18 protein-coding genes are annotated in these 18340 nt (G+C 39.7%); 7 read left to right on the top strand and 11 right to left on the bottom strand.

Features of this window, described 5'->3' with window-relative positions; translation table 11 throughout:
* Positions 1-23 precede the first annotated feature (23 nt).
* The 3 genes from H5117_RS04440 to djlA are packed head-to-tail and all read left to right on the top strand — an operon-like array spanning position 24 to position 2576.
* Positions 24-1025 carry an aminoglycoside phosphotransferase family protein gene (locus H5117_RS04440; RefSeq protein WP_182736263.1) on the top strand — a complete coding sequence of 334 codons (1002 nt, stop codon included), beginning with the start codon at positions 24-26 and terminating at the stop codon, positions 1023-1025.
* Positions 1022-1678, top strand: a complete 657-nt coding sequence (gene murU, locus H5117_RS04435; protein ID WP_182736262.1) for an N-acetylmuramate alpha-1-phosphate uridylyltransferase MurU — start codon at positions 1022-1024, stop codon at positions 1676-1678. The genes H5117_RS04440 and murU overlap by 4 nt, the downstream gene beginning before the upstream one ends.
* Before the next feature lie 31 nt (positions 1679-1709).
* On the top strand, positions 1710-2576 hold the full coding sequence (djlA, locus tag H5117_RS04430; protein ID WP_182736261.1) for a co-chaperone DjlA: 867 nt from the start codon (positions 1710-1712) through the stop codon (positions 2574-2576).
* Here the strand turns inward: djlA and H5117_RS04425 are convergent.
* From H5117_RS04425 to rsuA, 3 genes are all read right to left on the bottom strand, one after another.
* On the bottom strand, positions 2559-3509 hold the full coding sequence (locus tag H5117_RS04425; RefSeq protein WP_182736260.1) for a DUF3530 family protein: 951 nt from the start codon (positions 3507-3509) through the stop codon (positions 2559-2561). The two genes, djlA and H5117_RS04425, sit on opposite strands and share 18 nt — an antisense overlap.
* A gap of 81 nt (positions 3510-3590) precedes the next feature.
* Positions 3591-4244: a bifunctional tRNA pseudouridine(32) synthase/23S rRNA pseudouridine(746) synthase RluA gene (gene rluA, locus H5117_RS04420; protein WP_182736259.1), complete on the bottom strand. Its 654-nt coding sequence runs from the start codon at positions 4242-4244 to the stop codon at positions 3591-3593.
* Positions 4245-4630: 386 nt separating this feature from the next.
* A complete protein-coding gene (rsuA, locus tag H5117_RS04415; RefSeq protein WP_182736258.1) occupies positions 4631-5329 on the bottom strand; it encodes a 16S rRNA pseudouridine(516) synthase RsuA in 699 nt (232 codons plus the stop codon).
* 59 nt (positions 5330-5388) lie between these two features.
* On the opposite strand from rsuA, the gene zapE reads away from it, so the two are divergent.
* A complete protein-coding gene (gene zapE / locus H5117_RS04410) occupies positions 5389-6498 on the top strand; it encodes a cell division protein ZapE (protein ID WP_182736257.1) in 1110 nt (369 codons plus the stop codon).
* Between the two features lie 939 nt (positions 6499-7437).
* Here the strand turns inward: zapE and H5117_RS04405 are convergent.
* From H5117_RS04405 to H5117_RS04380, 6 genes are read right to left on the bottom strand one after another with little or no spacing between them, the layout of a single operon-like run.
* Entirely contained in the window at positions 7438-8865 is a 1428-nt protein-coding gene (locus H5117_RS04405) for a lipopolysaccharide assembly protein LapB (RefSeq protein ID WP_182736256.1), read from the bottom strand.
* A gap of 19 nt (positions 8866-8884) precedes the next feature.
* Positions 8885-9541: an energy transducer TonB gene (locus H5117_RS04400; protein ID WP_182736255.1), complete on the bottom strand. Its 657-nt coding sequence runs from the start codon at positions 9539-9541 to the stop codon at positions 8885-8887.
* Position 9542: 1 nt separating this feature from the next.
* A complete protein-coding gene (locus tag H5117_RS04395; protein WP_036981164.1) occupies positions 9543-9947 on the bottom strand; it encodes a biopolymer transporter ExbD in 405 nt (134 codons plus the stop codon).
* A 4-nt stretch (positions 9948-9951) separates the two neighbouring features.
* The gene (locus H5117_RS04390; RefSeq protein ID WP_002960812.1) at positions 9952-10332 is read right to left on the bottom strand and encodes a MotA/TolQ/ExbB proton channel family protein; all 381 of its coding nucleotides are present in this window, start codon (positions 10330-10332) and stop codon (positions 9952-9954) included.
* Positions 10325-11650, bottom strand: a complete 1326-nt coding sequence (locus tag H5117_RS04385) for a MotA/TolQ/ExbB proton channel family protein (protein WP_182736254.1) — start codon at positions 11648-11650, stop codon at positions 10325-10327. The genes H5117_RS04390 and H5117_RS04385 overlap by 8 nt, the downstream gene beginning before the upstream one ends.
* Positions 11650-12423 carry a DUF3450 family protein gene (locus H5117_RS04380; RefSeq protein WP_182693001.1) on the bottom strand — a complete coding sequence of 258 codons (774 nt, stop codon included), beginning with the start codon at positions 12421-12423 and terminating at the stop codon, positions 11650-11652. Before H5117_RS04380 ends, H5117_RS04385 begins: the two co-directional genes overlap by 1 nt.
* A gap of 217 nt (positions 12424-12640) precedes the next feature.
* Between H5117_RS04380 and H5117_RS04375 the strand changes: the two genes are divergently transcribed.
* Together H5117_RS04375 and H5117_RS04370 are read left to right on the top strand one after the other, a co-directional pair.
* A complete protein-coding gene (locus H5117_RS04375; RefSeq protein WP_154904275.1) occupies positions 12641-14821 on the top strand; it encodes a TonB-dependent siderophore receptor in 2181 nt (726 codons plus the stop codon).
* 89 nt (positions 14822-14910) lie between these two features.
* Positions 14911-15591 (top strand): Fe2+-dependent dioxygenase, encoded by a 681-nt coding sequence (locus H5117_RS04370; protein ID WP_002960803.1) that lies wholly within the window; start codon positions 14911-14913, stop codon positions 15589-15591.
* Between the two features lie 567 nt (positions 15592-16158).
* On the opposite strand, the gene galE is transcribed toward H5117_RS04370, so the two are convergent.
* A complete protein-coding gene (gene galE / locus H5117_RS04365) occupies positions 16159-17175 on the bottom strand; it encodes a UDP-glucose 4-epimerase GalE (RefSeq protein ID WP_182694742.1) in 1017 nt (338 codons plus the stop codon).
* Between the two features lie 276 nt (positions 17176-17451).
* On the opposite strand from galE, the gene H5117_RS04360 reads away from it, so the two are divergent.
* Positions 17452-17943 (top strand): DUF3016 domain-containing protein, encoded by a 492-nt coding sequence (locus H5117_RS04360; RefSeq protein ID WP_024606381.1) that lies wholly within the window; start codon positions 17452-17454, stop codon positions 17941-17943.
* A 48-nt stretch (positions 17944-17991) separates the two neighbouring features.
* On the opposite strand, the gene H5117_RS04355 is transcribed toward H5117_RS04360, so the two are convergent.
* A complete protein-coding gene (locus tag H5117_RS04355; protein WP_002960798.1) occupies positions 17992-18282 on the bottom strand; it encodes a hypothetical protein in 291 nt (96 codons plus the stop codon).
* Positions 18283-18340: the final 58 nt, after the last annotated feature.

Below are 18340 nucleotides of genomic sequence, written 5' to 3'. Positions count from 1 at the left end.
TATAAAAATAGATATCTAATAAAATGACACGCTTTGAGAATTTACAACAATTTATAAACACACACCTTAATGCCAAGTCGCATACTTTAAACGCGATCACGGGGGATGCTAGCTTTCGCCGTTATTATCGTTTAAATCACGATAATAAACATTTAATAGTGATGGACTCAGATCCAAAAAAAGTGAATAACGAACCTTACATTTCGCTAAACCAGGTGTTTGTTGAGCAAGGTTTTTTACTTCCCACTATTATTGCAAGCGATGAGAAACAGGGCTTTTTTATTCTCAGTGATTTAGGCAGTACGCACCTAGCTGACATGCTTGATGATGCAAATCGCACCGAGCATTATCAAGCATTAATTAGTTTAAGTGCTCAGTGGGCAAAAACGCCCACAGCTTCTGCTATGCAAGCGTATAACGAAGATTTTATAAAGCTAGAGCTTGATATATTTAGCCAGTGGTTAGTAAGCGACTTTATTAATGAGCCACTCAGTGCAGAACAAAAAATAATGTGGCAAACAAGTTCAGAGCTATTAATAAAGGCGATGCTTGAGCAACCTACGGTTACCGTTCATCGTGATTACCATAGCCGTAACATTATGAACAGTAACGACCAGTGGGCCATTATAGATTATCAAGATGCTGTACGCGGGCCGCTTTGCTACGATTTAGTATCGCTACTGCGCGATTGCTACTTTAAATTGCCAGAGCAAGAATTAACAAGTTTACTTGATTTTGCTTATCAAGAATTTACAGTTCAAAATTTACTGACTAACACTTCATTCGATGAGTTTAAATATTGGTTTGATTTAACCGGATTACAGCGCCACTTAAAAGCTGCGGGTATATTTTGTCGATTGTATTTACGCGATGGTAAAACAGGTTATTTAGATAATATTTTACCGACGCTTGATTACATTATTGAAGTAGCAGCAAATTACCCAGAGCTTAAAGCATTGAGTGAGTGGACAAAAAATACCATAGTGCCAAAAGTGACTGAAAAGTTAGCAAAGGAGCGCTCATGAAAGCGATGATTTTAGCTGCAGGGCGCGGGCAAAGAATGATGCCGCTTACGCAAAATATGCCAAAGCCAATGTTAAAAGTGGCAGAAAAACCACTTATTGAGCATCATATAAATAACCTTAAAGCAGCCGGCATCACCGATATTGTAATAAACCTTGCGTGGCAGGGTGATAAAATAAAAGACTACTTTAAAGATGGCAGTCAATTTGGCGTAAATATACTTTATAGCCAAGAAGTTGAAGGTGGCCTTGAAACGGCCGGCGGTATTATTGAAGCGTTACCGCTGTTGGGCGACTCGTTCATTGTAATAAATGGCGATGTATACACCGACTATGATGTAAGTGCGCTAATGCAACTTCATTTACAACCCGGTGAGGCGCACATAGTGCTTATAGAAAACCCGCCACACAACCCAGATGGCGACTTTGCATTGAGCCATTTGCCGGGCGAGAGTCAAAAATATACCTTTTCGGGGATTGGCCGGTATCAGGCTGATTTTTTTAAAGGATTAACGCAAGGTATTCGCCCTTTAGGGCCTATTTTACGTGAAAAGCTAAATGAACATTTAGTCTCTACTGAGCTCTATATAGGGCAGTGGGATGACATTGGTACACCAGAGCGTTTAAACCAATTAAACACGCGCCTTGAGGCGTAATAACTCAATTTTTAAGAAGGCAGTATTATAGATGTGGGGAAAAATTCTCGGTTTTTGTTTTGGCTTTATGTTTGGCAAAATATTTGGTGCTATTTTAGGTTTATACCTAGGACATTTATTTGATAAAAGCTTAAAAAATAACTTTGATAAAGCAGGCGGCTTTTCTAGCTTATTTAGTGGTGACGATGTTAACGAGCGCCAAGCTTTATTCTTTTCAAGCTGCTTTGCTGTAATGGGGCACATTGCCAAGTCGAATGGCCGAGTGAGCGAAATACACATAAAAGCGGCTAACTTGTTCATGGATGAAATGGGCTTAAAGGGGGAAGAGCGCCGCGAAGCACAACATGCATTTCAGTCAGGTAAAGAGAGCGACTTTTCACTTAAAGAAACAGTACATGATTTTAAAGAACGCTTCGCTAAACGAAACGATCTAATACAGTTGTTTTTAGAAATACAAATTCAAATGGCGTTTTCTGACGGGGTATTAGCCGAACAAGAAAAGCAATTATTAGCAGAAGTAAGTAAACAGCTAGGCATTTCTAAAACACACTTTGCATTTGTATTAAAACGTTATCAAGCTGAGTTTAACTTTAGAAAGCAACAACAGCGCTTTAATCAGCAGCAACAAAGCCAAGGTCAAAGTAGTAGCTACCGTGAGGGTTCTGGCCATCATGTACCGCCAAATAATAATATGAATCGTGCGCAAGCATTGGCGTTATTAGGCTTAAATAGCGATGCAACGCAGCGTGATATAAAAGTAGCGTACCGCAAACTTATGTCGCAACATCATCCAGATAAATTAGTATCGCAAGGCTTACCAAAGCATATGATGGAATTGGCAGTTAAAAAGAGCCAAGATATTCAAGCCGCTTATGAGTATTTAAAAAAGTCGGCGTAAAAACCCGTCTATTTCTTTTGTCAGGCGTGCGTGTTGATCGGGTTGATCGCGCAGGCCAAACAATTGGCGTTGGCGGTAATCAAATTTTGCATTTCGGTTAACCCAGCGCTGACGATTTTTAAGGCTCATTAAAATGTCTGTGCTGTCATTTGCGTAGTAAATATCAAGCAAGGCGGGTGTAACAAGTGACGCTGTTTGGCTCAAATTTTCGTTACGTTTAGTATTAGGTAGATAACTGCTTAAACTTATAAACGCATCTAGTCTCTCATCTGGAAAATCTGCATAGTACTCCAACAACACACCCGCACTTGTGCCTTGTGCAATAACCACTATATTACTCGAATCTTCCATAGCGGTTTGATACAGCGCATTAAACCGAGAAATGAGATTTATTTTATAGTCATCAAGTATGTCGTCAGTTACTTTTTCAATTGCATTAACGTAATGAGGCTCATCTTTGATTTTTGCAGGCTGTGATTGTGCGTTTGTTGCTGTGTCGGGTGATGCAGGCTCATCGGCTTTACTAGGCGCTGTTTCTGCTTCATTAGGCGTAGCTTTGGCCATTTTACTTGCTTGCCAATCAATGTCGGGCACTGTCATTGCGTAGGTGCTGTAACCTAAATTATTAAGCTCTTTGCGCAAGTAGTCCATACCTGAGTTATTGGTAGGTGAAGAATGCCAGTCGGGTATAAGTATTACGATACCTCTAAAATTACTACTCATATATTCGCTGTAAAGGCTTAAAAATTCCGTTTCACCCGCTAATATTGGCTTTATTTCATCACTTGGAAGTAGTCGCTCAATATCGCTATTTTCAATACTTGATAAACTAGGTGGGGCAATATGTTCAGCCGCGCTGATGGGGTTAGCTAAAAGTAGCGCACAGCTGAGCTGTATATAAAAAGCTGCCTTTAAAAACCGTGAAAATAGCATAACGCACCTAACTAATGACAATTAGTTAGGTATCGGCAAGGTTATCTAAAAGTTTAATAATTTACGAAGTATTTGCGCCGGTTAAAATTCTGGCTCAGCTTCAAAAGTAAGTACTTGCTCAGTTACGGGGTGCTTTAATTGCAGTATTTGTGCATGTAACTGTAAGCGAGGAGCCGCAGCAAGTGCCTCTTTATGGGCGTAAAGTCTATCACCTAAAATAGGATGACCAAGGCTTGACATATGCACACGTAGTTGATGCGAGCGACCAGTGATGGGGGTTAGTTCTACACGGGTTGCATCTTCTTCACGCTCAAGTATTTTAAAATGCGTAAGTGAAGGTTTACCTCTGTCGTGATCAACCATTTGTTTAGGGCGATTAGGCCAATCACAAATAAGGGGTAAATCTACTGACCCTGTTTCAGCTTCAAGGTGTCCGTATATACGTGCTATGTAACGTTTAGCTGTTTCGCGCTCTTGAAACTGCATACTTAAATGTCTGTGCGCGGCTTTATTCATGGCAAGGCACAGTATGCCAGAAGTCGCCATATCTAAGCGGTGCACTATTCTCGCTGTTGGAAAAACACGATTAACACGATTAATTAAGCTGTCGGCATGTTTAGGATCTTTACCTGGGACAGTTAATAACTCACTTGGTTTATTAACTATCAGTAAGTCGTCATCCTGAAAAAGTATTGTTAAATACGGACTCATAGGGGGATTGTAGTTAACTAACACGGCCGACCTTAGTAATTTTGAAGGGCGCTATTTTAGTAGAGCAAGCCAACAGGCTCAAGTAAAAGTTTGGCTATATTGTTTTAGTTAGGGCGTGTTGAACGTTGGTGGTTGAATTTGCAGTAGTATGTTTGGTTTTTAGGCAAGACAGAGCCTATGTAGTGTGGTTATTCCCCATCATTAGGCGATAACGCAGCATAAATGCCAAACATGCTCTGCCCTTTGGGTTCTTTCTAGGGGCGATTAACTCTTTGTTGCTCGATTTTTACTTAGCCCACTAGGTTACAAACCTCGCGCCGCGATTAAATCGCCCCTAGATTGAACAAATTTCAATCCACAAAGTTCAACACGCCCTAGTATATCCAAACTTAGGCTCCTTTGAAGCGCTTTTATAACTTAATTTCTTCGGGTGTTAATAATCGATATTCACCACTGGCCAAGTTTTCATCTAGGGTAATCCCCGCAATCTGCTCGCGATGTAGCTCAACTACTTTGTTATCTACCGCGTAAAGCATACGCTTAACTTGATGATACTTTCCTTCACTTATTGATAAACGCAGTCCGTAATTAGCAAGTCGTTCGGCAATTGCTGGGCGGGTTAAATCTTTTTCGTTATGCAGCATGACACCTGTACGTAATTGCTCAAGTGCTTCATCGGTAATCGGCTCTTGAGTTTCTACTAGGTAGGTTTTAAATTTATTGCTTTTAGGCGACGTAATTTTATGTGACCAATCGCCATCATTAGTAATAATAACTAACCCTGTAGTATCTATATCAAGACGACCTGCCACGTGAAAGTCGCTCATATTTGGCTCATCAAGTAAGTCAAAAACGGTTTTATGTAGCTCATCGCTGTTAGCGCATACATAGCCAACAGGTTTATTTAGCATGTAATAGCGCTTACCTAAAAATATCAAAGGCGTACCTTGGTGCAGTACTTCATCTTGTTGGGCTAGCTGAAAATTATGTGATGTGATTATTTCGCCATTCACGCTTACTTCTTTTCGCTTAATACTAGCACGAGCTTGGGTGCGCGGTATTTCAGCTAAGTGGCTAATAAATTTATCTAAGCGGCAAGGGAATTTCATTTTGGTTCACATTTTTAGTCGGCTACAATGGGCGCGATTATAGCCGATAGTGAAATACCATGACAGTGCACAGCACACAAATTTTAAGCCTTTACCAAGCAAAAATAGACACAGGTGAACTGTGTTTTGATGCTGCGCAGCAAAATGCGGTGGAAGCTTTAAATACGCTAAGCGAGCAACTTCAAGCTCACACATCATGGTGGCAAAAAGCGCCCTTAATAAAAGGCATTTATTTATACGGACCCGTAGGGCGTGGTAAATCCATGTTAATGGATTTATTTTATAAAAACCTACCTATTGAGCAAAAGCAGCGGCTGCATTTTCATCATTTTATAGCACAAGTGCATACCCAACTTTCGCAGCTACAAGGTCAAAAAAATCCACTTATTCTAATTGCAAAACAGTGGGCTAAAAATATTCGAGCACTGTGTTTTGACGAGTTTTTTGTGAGCGACATTGGCGATGCCATGATTATGTCCAGATTGTTCAATGCGTTGTTTGAACAAGGTGTTGTGCTGGTGGCCACATCGAACGCAAAGCCAGAGCAGCTTTATTACAACGGCCTGCAACGAGTGCGATTTTTACCTACGATTGATTTAATTAATAGTCATTGTCATATAATTAACGTGGCAGGGGAGGACGATCACCGCTTTAGATATGGTAAAAACAGCCGTCACTATTTTATTAATTTACCTAAACACGATTTTAAAAATGAGTTTTTAGCTTCGTATCCAGTAGTAACATGTAGCAATACAATTACTGTGCATGGCCGCGATTTACCCTATTTATTAAAAGCAGATAATGCCTTGATGATTGATTTTATGGCGTTATGCTCAGGCCCGCGTAGTGCTAACGATTATATGTTTTTAGCAACCAAATTTGATGTGTTATATGTATCGAACGTGCCGCAAATGGGTGCTAAAGCAACGGGTAAAGTTATTGTTCACGGTATAGAAGATAGTTACCAACGCGAAAAACAAACACTTGATGAGCACACATTTGACGACGAAGCACGGCGGTTTATTGCCTTAGTAGATGAATTTTACGATTGCCATAAATTGCTGGTAATAAATGCGCAAACCGACATTGAACATTTGTACAAAGGTAAAAAGTTGAGCTTTGAATATGCACGCACGCAATCACGCATAGTCGAAATGCAAAATTGGTAACGCTTTAATATATATTGTAAACGAGCTTGCTCACGCGAAAAGCGCAGCGCCTTCTCAACCTCTTTGTGAATAAATTACTTAAGATCTTATTGCACAAAGAGAAGTAAAAGAGGAGTAAATGAGAAGACATCAAAACATAGTAATTATGTATTTTTACTTCTCTAAAGCGCAGCGCCCTCTAAACCTCTTTGTGAATAAATCACTTAAGATCTTATTGCACAAAGAGAAGTAAAAGAGGAGTAAATGAGAAAACATAAAACAATAGTAATTATGTATTTTTACTTCTCTAAAGCGCAGCGCCCTCTAAACCTCTTTGTGAATAAATTACTTAAGATCTTATTGCACAAAGAGAAGTAAAAGAGGAGTAAATGAGAAAACATAAAACAATAGTAATTATGTATTTTTACTTCTCTAAAGCGCAGCGCCTTCTCAACCTCTTTGTGAATAAATCACTTAAGATCTTATTGCACAAAGAGAAGCAAAAGAGGAGTAAATGAGAAGACATAAAACAATAGTAATTATGTATTTTTACTTCTCTAAAGCGCAGCGCCTTCTCAACCTCTTTGTGAATAAATCACTTAAGATCTTATTGCACAAAGAGAAGTAAATGAGAAGACATAAAACAATAGTAATTATGTATTTTTACTTCTCTAAAGCGCAGCGCCCTCTTAGCCTCTTTGTGAATAAATCACTTAAAACCTTATTGCACAAAGAGAAGTAAAAGAGGAGTAAATGAGAAGACATAAAACAATAGTAATTATGTATTTTTACTTCTCTAAAGCGCAGCGCCCTCTAAACCTCTTTGTGAATAAATTACTTAAAACCTTATTGCACAAAGAGGGGTAAATGAGAAAACATCAAAGCATAGAAATTACGAGCTTTGCTCGTCACAGCCAGCAAGCTGTGCTTATACAAGTAAATTTAACCACGGTGTTAAACTTACCCTTCTTGGCGCACTATATTCTCAAGGGCGCGAATATTAGTAATTAAGTCCTGGCGTTGTGGGTTGGCTTGTAATGCTTTTCTAAGATGCTTTAGCGCACTCGGGTAGTCTTTAGAATCGATCGCTATTTGCGATAATCCAAGCCACGCCGATAGTTGGTAATCAGGCAGAGCTTGTGCACGAACATACATAAGTTTAGCTTGGGTGAGTTGGCCTTTACTACGATATATACTTGCTAAACTAAGTAGGGCATCACCTAAATTCGGGTTTATTTTAAGTGCGTTATTTAAGCTTTTAAGAGCACGTTTAGTATTACCCTGTTGCATAGCAATTTGTGCGCTGTATACAGAAAACTGCGCTTGTTCATCACGGGGTAGCTGCTTAGTTAATCTTTTTGCGCTGCCTATTAGCTCTTTAGCTAAATCCCATTTTTGTTGAGATACAAGCCAGCCTAAAGTTTGCATCGTGGTATTAATAACCTCAACTTGCTGCTGTTTAGTGGCGTGTTTTAAACCTTGCTTTAATAAACTCACAGCGCGTTCAGTGCTGCCTTCACTTAAATGCAGCTGGGCTGCTAAAAGCTGGTTGCTGGTATCTTTAGGGTTGAGTTTTAAGGCCACTTCAATAGCAGCAAGCGCTTGCTTTTTTTGATCAAGCTGTAATGCTATTTGTGCACGTTGCAGCCAAAGTTCAGCTTTATCAGGGCTTTTATTAAGTAATTCTTTTAGTAATGCACTTGCCTGACTTAAATCACCCGATTCAATTAACGCAAACAATAGACCTTGTTGATATTGGCTTGTTTCTGGCGCTAGCATTAGCGCTTGGCGGTAGGCCGCTACTGCGCTCCAAGGTTGGCTGTGCTGCACGTGTATATAAGCAAGTTGCGCATAACTTTGTGCGTCAGCTTGGCCAAGTTCAATACTGTGAACTAGGTGTGTTTGTGCTTTGTCATACTTTGCTTGTTGCATGTATAAAAGGCTCAAACCTTGGTGTGCTTTTACTAAATCAGGTGAGGCTTTTAAACACGCTAAGTAAGCTAGTTCAGCGTTATTAAAGTCTTTTGTTGAAAGCAGTACTTGTGCACGTAATAAGTTTAAAGCAGTGCTATCTTCGCTTATATCACGGCCTTTAAATAGCGCCGCAACTTCACTGTAATTACCTGCTTGTAAAAGTGGTTGCACTTGGCGAGCAAAACCGCGCTCGGTCGGTTCAATAAGGACCTCTGTAGGGCCTAGTAATTTATTATTTATAGCCAACTGCCATGTTGGATCGCTAGGCGATAACGTTACTTTTAGTGGCGCACTTTTTAATGGCGTACTAGCAGCGCTTGCATGCACGCTACTTACACCTAATAAAGGGAGTGAGCACATTAAAGTAGTGATAACTGCGCGAGTTAATGGTTTTAGCGTTTTAAATATATTCATATTTTTCATTTTAATAGGCTTAAGGTTTAAATTCGATTGGCCAAATAAAGCGAGCGCGTACGGTTTCACCTTCTTTTTTAGGTGCACTAAAGCGGCTTTGTTTAATAATTTTGTCGATAGCTGGTTTAAGTTCAGGGTATGGGTTTTGTACTACCTCAATTAAACTTAACTTGCCACTTTCATCAATAAATACATCGAGTTTTACAGTAAATACATCAACACCTCGGCGGGTTAAGCTTTTTGGTAAAACGGCCTTGACGGGAGTAAGTAAAGTGGGGAGACCATCGAGTTGATTTAAGCTAAATGCATCCCAATTTACACTCATTGATTGCCATTGTGGCGCGCTTACTTTTACGTTGGGTGTATCGGGTTTTACAATACTTAAATCACTCTTTATCTTAATTTTTACGGCTTGAATTGACGCGCCTGCACCTTCTACCGCTAAGCTTTGCATTGGCTCACTTGTTTGCTGTTGTGATATTGATGGAGGTGGCGGAGGTGGCAGTGCCACCATGGCAATCTCACGTACAACCACTTTGTCTTGTATATGCTGTTCAGCAAGTTGCCCAAGCCATAAAAGCAGTAATGCAGCACTAAGCACAATGAGGCTAAGGCCAAATGCAAACAGCGGATGGCGATTGTTTTTTGTTTTTTGAAGCGAGTTAATCGTGTGCATACTATTGCTTGGTCGCTAAGTTAACTTGCGCCGCGCCTGCCAGCTTTGCTTCGTCAATTACTTGAACAAGTAACTCAGTAGGTACTGTTTTATCAGCTTGAATAACCACAGGACGTTGTTGCTGTTTTAACATTTGCTCGACACTACTACGCACACCAGCAACACCAATTTGGCTGCCATCAAAAAATACTTGTTGGTTGTCGGTTATTGCTAAAAATATAACTTGCTGCTCAAGACGACTAGCCGATACGGCTTGTGGTTTATCAACCTCAACGCCGCTTTCGCGTACAAATACGGTTGTAACAATAAAAAATATTAGCAATATAAATACCACATCAAGTAGCGGCGACATATCGATATGTTGCCCCGCTTCTTGCTCTAGCTTGTGCTTTAAACGTGATTGCATAGTGTTACCCTAACTGCTTACTTAACGTATGTAATTTAGGATTACGCTGTGAATACGCTAAATACGCTTGCATTAACCACGCAGGAATAGCGCACACAAGACCCAATTGAGTTGTTAGTAATGCGTCACCAATGGCGTCACTCATTAACTCATTATGGCCCAGCGCCATTACTTTAAATGTATCAAGCAAACCAACAATGGTGCCTAATAAACCAAGTAGCGGAAGCGCTGCAGTTAAAATAGAGCTAACTTCTTGCCAATAACCTTTGCGCTGCGCTTGGTATTGTTTAAGGTGCAGTAAGTCATGAAAAATCAGCTGGTATACAAATAAAGCGAGTAAAAGAATACACCAGCAAATAGGGTTACTAACGATTTTCTCAAACATTGGTTTCTCCTTTCTCTAGTTGACTTAGCTGTAATGCAAAGCCTTCTAGTTGGCTGTAGTACGCTTTTGCTTTACGCGATAACAGTGCATTTAATACCAATGCAGGGATGGCAACGACTAAACCCAATTCGGTTGTTATAAGTGCTTGTGCAATACCGCCCGATACAACTTCTGGGTCGCCTGAGCCAAACAAAGTCATCATTTTAAATGTTTCGATCATGCCGCTAACAGTGCCTAATAACCCAAGTAGTGGGGCTACTGCAGCCGTAACGGCAATAGCGCCAATAAAGTTATCGAGTTTATGCTTATCATGAATTAACTGATTAAATAATTGATCGTCTCGTACTTGGCCTTTTTCGCTTTGCAGCGTTAAGTTAAATAGCTGCTGCTGCATGCCTGCAAATTCACTGCTATTTTCAGCTTTAAAAAATTGCTGTAATTGCATTTGAGAGTGCATTTTAATTTTACTTAAACGCAGTAGTTGTGCGGCTTTTAATAGCGCAATGGTTAGTGCAAAGCAGGCAAATAAAATAATAGGGATAGCCCATAAACCGCCTTTTTCTAGGTGTTCAAGCGGACTTTCTTGTTGGGCTTGGCTAGTTACTAAGTGCGTTAAACTAGGGTCGAAAGTAAGTAATGTAGAGCCTACACCGTTTTGCTTTAAAGTATTATCGAGTGGGTTATCGTCACTTGTTGATTGTACTAACGCTACTTTTAATGCATTAGATTCATCATCTAAATTTAATAAACCCATAAGTTTAGGTGTTTGCGTACTAAACCATGCAACAGGCCCGACTTGAAGGGTATTAGCTTGGCTTAATTCGCCATTACTTAGCACAACCGATTGTTTTTTTAACTGTGGATAAAGTGCCTGCTCTTGATTATTAATTAGCGATACAACACGGCTTAATAACTCGTTTTGGCTATTAGCCGACTCGTTGCTGCTAGCACTATTGCTGGTATTTTGGCGTACAAAACGGCTAAGTAAGTTTAATTGATATTGCTGCTGCTGTTGCCAAGTGTCTAATCGGGTTTGTAACTGATCAAGGCTTAATGTGTTTTCGTCAGCTAGGCGGCGATTAACGGCTGCTTGTTCGCGTAATTTACTGAGCGATTGCTGCTTGGTAAAAATTTGCTTTGCAAGGATTGCTTGCTCTTTTGAAATGCTATTTTGAGTTTTATTTAGAGTACGCTGCGCTGTTTTAATATCACTTAAAATACTTTGCTTAGCATCATCACTGCTAGCTGCAAAAGATATGTTTGCACTAAAAAGTAAAACTGTGGCGCTAAATACTTTAATTATGCTGTTAGTCGCCATTATTTAGCCCCTTGCTGGTTTTTATTTACATAACTTAATATAGGGAGTGTTACCCAATCAGCAGCGCGCTTTTTTTGCTGTACAGCAATACCCAGTGCAACTTGTTCTGCATTAATGCTTGGATCAAACTCCCACTGCCAACCTAAATCACTTGGAAAACCAATACCTACATAACTTAAGTCTTCGCTTACAAACCATGCTTGAGCTGCACCTAAATAAAGCTGCTTAACCCATACTTCTTGCCCGTCAGGGTGTTTAATAGCCATTTCGTGAATAGAAATACGTTGTTGAAAATCATTAAGTAGAGTCAGCATTTTTAGTGCTGTTTGTAGTCTGTCAGTTGTACTGAGTTTTGAATCGCTTAAATCACCGGCGTTTTTCCAACTACTCAAAAGTGGCGGGGGGAGTTGCACTTGTAATGAAAGTAATTGCCCAGAAATACGTGCTAGTTGATCATTTAATTGCTGTTGATCATTTTCAAGCTCTGATTGCTGAGTTACAAGCTGTTCGCGTTTTTGGGCAAGCTCACTGGTGCTTTTTTTTCTACGCTGATTAAGCTCGCTAAGTTGCTGCTGCTCGGCATTAAGAAGCGTTAAGGTTTGCTCCATACTGCTTTTTTGTTCAAGCCAATGAGTATTTAATTCTGTGTTTTGATTTTCTATTTGTAGCCATTTATTAACGAGTTGTTCTAGCTCACTAACAGTGTCGGCTTTTACTGCCATAGTGCTACAAAGCGCGATAACTACGCTAATTGGTTTAATTAAGCTTCGCATTACTTAACAACAATCCTGAAAGTTACGACAAGCAATTACAAGGACGTAATTACTGTTAATTTTTAAGTGTGTATACAATATAGGAATTCACATAACAATGCAATTGATAACAGTTATCGTTTACATTGCTTTGTTTGAGTGGTAGGATTTCGCCGAAATTAAATATGTACCTTAAATTAACAATAGTTAAGTGCTTAATAAAAACTACGGAGTAACCATGAGTAAGCCATCGAATAAAGGAAATGCGTACGTGAAGCCAATTGCAGCGGTTGTTACAGCTACGCTTTCAACTTGGGCAAGTGCACAGGATGTTCAAGAACTATCGGTAACCAAAGCAGAAACTAAAACTGAGTCTAGTTATGTTGTAGAAAAATCAACCTCGCATAAATACACTCAACCGCTACTCGATACAGCTAAAACGGTAACAGTAATCAACCAAGCGGTAATGAAAGACAGAAACGTAGATAGCCTACGTGATGCTTTGCGTAATGTTTCAGGTATTTCTTTAGCAGCAGGTGAGGGTGGCTCACCTACTGGCGATAGCATGTCGATTCGTGGTTTTAGTGCAACAAATGATATTTTTGTTGATGGTATTCGCGATGTTGCAGGTTACACACGTGATATTTACAACATTGAAGCCGTTGAAGTTGCAAAAGGCCCAGGCTCTGCAGTTTCTGGTCGTGGCGCAACAGGTGGTAGTGTTAATTTAGAAAGTAAAAAGGCGAAGTTAGACAACTTTAACGACGTTTCGCTACGTTTAGGTACAGAAAACGATTACCGTGGTCGTTTTGATACTAACATTCAAGTAAACGACACAAGCGCACTACGTATTAACCTTCTTACTGATAAAGGTGATGTTGCAGGTCGCGATCATGTTGAAAACGAAACAAATGCTGTTGCGTTTGCATTTGCAACAGGGCTTGGTACAAACAGCCGTTTTGATTTAAACCTAGAGTATCAACGCCAAGACAATTTACCAGATTATGGTATTCCTTGGGTTTACAGTGATACGCCAGTAGCTGAACTTGCAGATAGTGCACGCTCACCTTCTCCTGTCGACTTTGATAACTTTTACGGTAATATTTACCGTGATTACGAAGATATTGAAGCTTACTCAACAACAGCTCGTTATGAGTATGATTTTTCTCAAAATACTACGTTACGTGTGCAAGGTCGTTTAGGTAAAGTTAAGCGTGAGTCAGTAACAACTGCACCGCGTTATTTCTCGGTTACAACAGACACTGATATTACCTTTGCAGATGAAAAAACACGTGATACTGAAAATTCACTTGCTGCACTTCAAGTTGATTTAATTGGTAACTATGAATTTGCTGGCTTTACTCACGACGTAGTAGTGGGTGTTGAACTTGCAAACGAAACGTTTACACGCCATAACTTTGTTGCAACTACGCCTGATAACCTAATTGAAGATGGAATACGTAACGACTTATACAACCCTGATGCAACAATTGCATTTACGGGTGTGTACGGCCGTGATGGTACAAGCATTGAAGCTAAAGCTAAAAACCAAGCTATTTATGCATTTGATACAGTGACACTTAACAAGCAATGGGAAGTTACAGGTGGAATTCGCTTTGATAGCTTCACTACGGATTATCACAACGATTACAATGACCCAAGCGCTTTAATTTCTACAAGTGACGATTTATTTAGCTGGAATGCCGCTGTAGTTTATAAACCTACAGAAAATGGCAGTGTATATTTAGGCGCAGGTAATTCATTTAACCCATCGGCTGAAAGCCTAACGGTATCTACGCGTTCAAATGCAGCTGATTTAGACGCAGAAGAAAGCCGTAGTTATGAATTAGGAACTAAATGGAGCCTAATGGATGGCCGCCTGCAAACTAATGCTGCACTTTTCCGTACTGAAAAAACCAATGCCCGTACTGATGACCCATTTGCAGATAGCTCAAGTGACGAAATACTTGGTGGTGAACAGCGCGTTCAAGGTTTAGAGCTTTCAGCAACGGGCCTAATTACTAAAGAGTGGACTGTAATTGCTTCATACACTTACCAAGATAGCGAAGTAACAGAAGCATTAGGCGACGACGCAACTCAAGTTGGTAACGAGCTTGCGCGTACGCCTAAAAATAGCGCAAGTGTTTGGACTACGTACGATATGTCGGATAAGTTATCGTTTGGTTTAGGTGCGCAGTATGTAGGTGAGCGTTACAACGGCACTACGTCAACACGCTCTCGTGCGCCAGGTTATACTATTTTTGACCTGATGGTTGCGTATGACATATCAAAAGATTTGAGCCTGCAGCTTAATGGTGAAAACCTAGGTGATAAAGATTACGTTGATCAGTTAGGTGGTGGACACTTTGTACCAGGTGATGGTCGTAAGTTTAGTTTAACAGCGAGCTACTCTTTTTAATTTTAAAAGAAATTAAAAAATAAAAGTAAGCATAAGGGCAGGCCTATTACCTGCCCTTAATTATTTGATGAAAATGTGAGAGGGCGCACATGATAGTTAAAATTCCAGAGCTATTAACGAAAGAAGAAGTGGCGTATTGCCATGAGGTTTTGCTTAAAGCACAGTGGGCCGATGGCAGTATTACCGCAGGTCATCAATCAACCAAAGCAAAAAATAACTTACAGCTACCTGAAAATAGTCCTGAATGCCAAGAGCTTGGCGATATTATTATGGCAGCACTTGCGCGTAGTAATTTGTTTATGTCGGCAGCGCTTCCTGCAAAAATTTTTCCTCCGTTATTTAATTGCTATCAAGGCGGGCAATCGTTTGGTGTGCATGTAGATAATGCAATTAGACAAGTGCCGGGTACGCCAGTAAAAATTCGTACAGATGTATCAATGACGTTATTTATTAATGACCCTGAAGACTATGAGGGCGGTGAACTTGTTATTGAAGACACTTATGGCTCACACAGTGTAAAGCTGCCCGCAGGCAGTATGGTGTTATACCCTTCAACGAGTTTACATCGTGTAATGCCTGTAACGAGTGGGCGCAGATTAGCCTCATTTTTTTGGCTGCAAAGCATGGTAAACAGCGATGAAAAACGCGGGTTATTGTTTGATTTAGATATGTCGATTCAAAGTTTGCGCAGCAAAGTAGAAGATAGCCCAGAGATTATTCAATTAACAGGTGTATACCATAACTTACTAAGACAGTGGGCACAGACATAACGAATATACTCGTTATTAAATATTGGGTATAAGTATTTAAATATAAGTAATTAAAAGCTGCGCTTTTCGCGTGGTAAGCGCTACGCTTACAGCCAAAACTTAACGCTGTAGTTAAATTACCTGTAGACGCGCAGCTTGCTGGCGTGACGAGCGAAGCTCGTAATTTCTAGGTTTTGGTTTCTTCTCATTTATTCCTCTTTTACTTCTCTTTGTGCAATAAGGTTTTAAGTGATTTATTCACAAAGAGGCTAAGAGGTCGCTGCGCTTTAGAGAAGTAAAAATACATAATTACTATGTTTTATGTCTTCTCATTTACTCCTCTTTTACTTCTCTTTGTGCAATAAGATTTTAAGTGATTTATTCACAAAGAGGCTAAGAGGGCGCTGCGCTTTAGAGAACCCAAAATACATAATTACTATTGTTTTATGTCTTCTCATTTTCTCCTCTTTTACTTCTCTTTGTGCAATAAGGTTTTAAGTGATTTATTCACAAAGAGGCTAAGAGGACGCTGCGCTTTAGATAAGCAAAACTACATAATTTCTATGTTTTCTCACTTGCCGTTTTTACTTAACCCTTATAACCGTTAGGGTTATTTGACTGCCAGCGCCAGGTATCTTGCATCATTTCATCAATACCGCGCACTGCTTCCCAACCTAGCTCTTTAAGGGCTTTTTCTGGCGCTGCATAACACGCTGCAATATCACCAGGGCGGCGAGGTGAAACCTGATAGGGTACAGCCTGATCGCTTGCTTTAATGAATGCATTAACCATTTGTAGTACAGAGTAACCATTACCAGTGCCTAGGTTATAAACTAATGCACCCGTACTGCTGGCTATTTTATCAAGCGCTTTTAAATGACCAATCGCTAAATCTACAACATGTATATAGTCGCGCACACCGGTGCCATCAACTGTGTCGTAGTCATCACCAAATACAGCGAGTTGCTTTAATTTACCTACCGCAACTTGTGCGATAAAAGGTAAAAGGTTGTTTGGAATACCATTAGGATCTTCACCAATTAAGCCCGACTCATGTGCACCCACTGGATTAAAGTAACGCAAAATAGCAAACGCAAAGCGCTCATCTGATTTAGCGATATCTTGTAGCATCATTTCAACCATTAGCTTTGACGTACCGTATGGGTTGGTAGTGCCGCCTACAGGGAAATCTTCTTTGATTGGTAAGCTTGCTGGGTCGCCGTAAACCGTGGCTGACGAGCTAAATACCAATTTAAATACACCTGCGTCGCGCATCGCATCAACAAGTGTAAGCGTACCTTGAACGTTGTTTTGATAGTACTCAACTGGCTTTGCAACCGACTCGCCTACTGATTTTAAACCCGCAAAATGTATAACACTATCAACCGTGTGTTTTGCAAATACAGAATCTAAAAAGGGTTTATCGAGAATATCGCCCTGGTAAAAAGTGGCTTCTTTACCTGTTATATTTTTTACGCGCGCAAGTGATTCTTGTGATGAGTTACTTAAGTTATCAATAACAACAACATCGTTACCTTGCTGTAAAAGTTCTAAAACAGTGTGCGAGCCAATATAGCCTGCGCCACCGGTTACTAAAATAGTCATGAAAGCTCCGTGGGTACCTTTTATCAATTAAGTTAATTTCACCATAAATAGAGGTGATTTACATGTTTTATCTGTAATTTATATGATTTTAATCGTATTTTTTTGATATCAGCACATTAAATACTTTTGATTACATTTTGTGCAAAACAAGTAACACTTGATTCGTAAGATTAAGTTATAGTTAATAAACAAGTGCTAAAATAGCTTTAGTAATAGCTAATGCTAGGTTTACTCCAATCCACACTTTTGTGATTGGTTACCTCTTTGGAGAAAGATATGAATTTAGTTAAAAAAATAGCAACAACAATGTGTATCGCATTACCTGCGCTTGCCCATGCTGGTGAGTCTGTTGTTAAATGGAATGACTTTAATGATTATCGTGATGTGCGAGCGTCTAACCAAGCTAAGGGCTCGTATCACAAAAGTATTGCGGCAAGTTTTGAAAAACATATGTCTAAATTAGCTGAGCAACTACCAAAAGATTATAAGTTAAACGTAGAGTTTACTGATTTAGATTTAGCGGGAGATGTGCGTTATGGTGGTATGGAGGAAATTCGTGTAGTAAAACCAATATACTTTCCACGCATTAAGCTTAATTATTCGTTAACCGATAACGACGGTACAGTGCTTAGTAAAGATACTGATGTGGAGCTCAAAGATATGGGCTTTATGGATAAAATTAAAATGGGCCGCGACGAATCACTATATTACGAAAAACGCTTATTAACAGAGTGGTTTGGTGAGCAAATATTACCAAGTTTAGATTAACTTAAAATAAAAATGCCGCTAAATAGCGGCATTTTTGCTTTTTAATCTTTACTTAAAAGTAGCTAACAGCGTGAGTATTTGTTGTAACTTAATAACGGTTGTTTTAAGTTTTTCTTCATCAAAACCATCGTTAGATAAGCTTTCAACGTCAGCGGCTACGTCAAGAACATACGGCTTAAAGCGTTTAGCTTCAAAGCTAAAACCAGCATCTTGTGCAAATAAGGCTTTAAATTTGCCATGGCCTTGCTGTTGTAGTTCATCGAGTTTTTTGTCGGCATCAAGCGCCTGACGATAAACAATTTTTAAATTAGTATTGAGTTGTTCAATAATTGAATCCATGGTTTTCCTAAAGCTTTGTACTGCATGGCCGACATAATACTTGGATTACATTTAAAAG

Origin of the sequence: Pseudoalteromonas sp. SG45-1 (assembly GCF_014164135.1) — a bacterium.
GTDB lineage: Bacteria > Pseudomonadota > Gammaproteobacteria > Enterobacterales > Alteromonadaceae > Pseudoalteromonas > Pseudoalteromonas distincta.
The sequence above is the reverse complement of the archived record's forward strand: the minus strand, read 5'-3'. Positions and strand labels throughout refer to the sequence as shown.

Bases quoted from the DNA above. Each gene is read 5' to 3' on its own strand.
- H5117_RS04440 (WP_182736263.1), top strand. From the start codon at position 24: ATGACACGCTTTGAGAATTTACAACAATTTATAAACACACACCTTAAT.
- murU (WP_182736262.1), top strand. From the start codon at position 1,022: ATGAAAGCGATGATTTTAGCTGCAGGGCGCGGGCAAAGAATGATGCCG.
- djlA (WP_182736261.1), top strand. From the start codon at position 1,710: ATGTGGGGAAAAATTCTCGGTTTTTGTTTTGGCTTTATGTTTGGCAAA.
- H5117_RS04425 (WP_182736260.1), bottom strand. From the start codon at position 3,509: ATGCTATTTTCACGGTTTTTAAAGGCAGCTTTTTATATACAGCTCAGC.
- rsuA (WP_182736258.1), bottom strand. From the start codon at position 5,329: ATGAAATTCCCTTGCCGCTTAGATAAATTTATTAGCCACTTAGCTGAA.
- zapE (WP_182736257.1), top strand. From the start codon at position 5,389: ATGACAGTGCACAGCACACAAATTTTAAGCCTTTACCAAGCAAAAATA.
- H5117_RS04405 (WP_182736256.1), bottom strand. From the start codon at position 8,865: ATGAATATATTTAAAACGCTAAAACCATTAACTCGCGCAGTTATCACT.
- H5117_RS04400 (WP_182736255.1), bottom strand. From the start codon at position 9,541: ATGCACACGATTAACTCGCTTCAAAAAACAAAAAACAATCGCCATCCG.
- H5117_RS04395 (WP_036981164.1), bottom strand. From the start codon at position 9,947: ATGCAATCACGTTTAAAGCACAAGCTAGAGCAAGAAGCGGGGCAACAT.
- H5117_RS04390 (WP_002960812.1), bottom strand. From the start codon at position 10,332: ATGTTTGAGAAAATCGTTAGTAACCCTATTTGCTGGTGTATTCTTTTA.
- H5117_RS04385 (WP_182736254.1), bottom strand. From the start codon at position 11,650: ATGGCGACTAACAGCATAATTAAAGTATTTAGCGCCACAGTTTTACTT.
- H5117_RS04380 (WP_182693001.1), bottom strand. From the start codon at position 12,423: ATGCGAAGCTTAATTAAACCAATTAGCGTAGTTATCGCGCTTTGTAGC.
- H5117_RS04375 (WP_154904275.1), top strand. From the start codon at position 12,641: ATGAGTAAGCCATCGAATAAAGGAAATGCGTACGTGAAGCCAATTGCA.
- H5117_RS04370 (WP_002960803.1), top strand. From the start codon at position 14,911: ATGATAGTTAAAATTCCAGAGCTATTAACGAAAGAAGAAGTGGCGTAT.
- galE (WP_182694742.1), bottom strand. From the start codon at position 17,175: ATGACTATTTTAGTAACCGGTGGCGCAGGCTATATTGGCTCGCACACT.
- H5117_RS04360 (WP_024606381.1), top strand. From the start codon at position 17,452: ATGAATTTAGTTAAAAAAATAGCAACAACAATGTGTATCGCATTACCT.
- H5117_RS04355 (WP_002960798.1), bottom strand. From the start codon at position 18,282: ATGGATTCAATTATTGAACAACTCAATACTAATTTAAAAATTGTTTAT.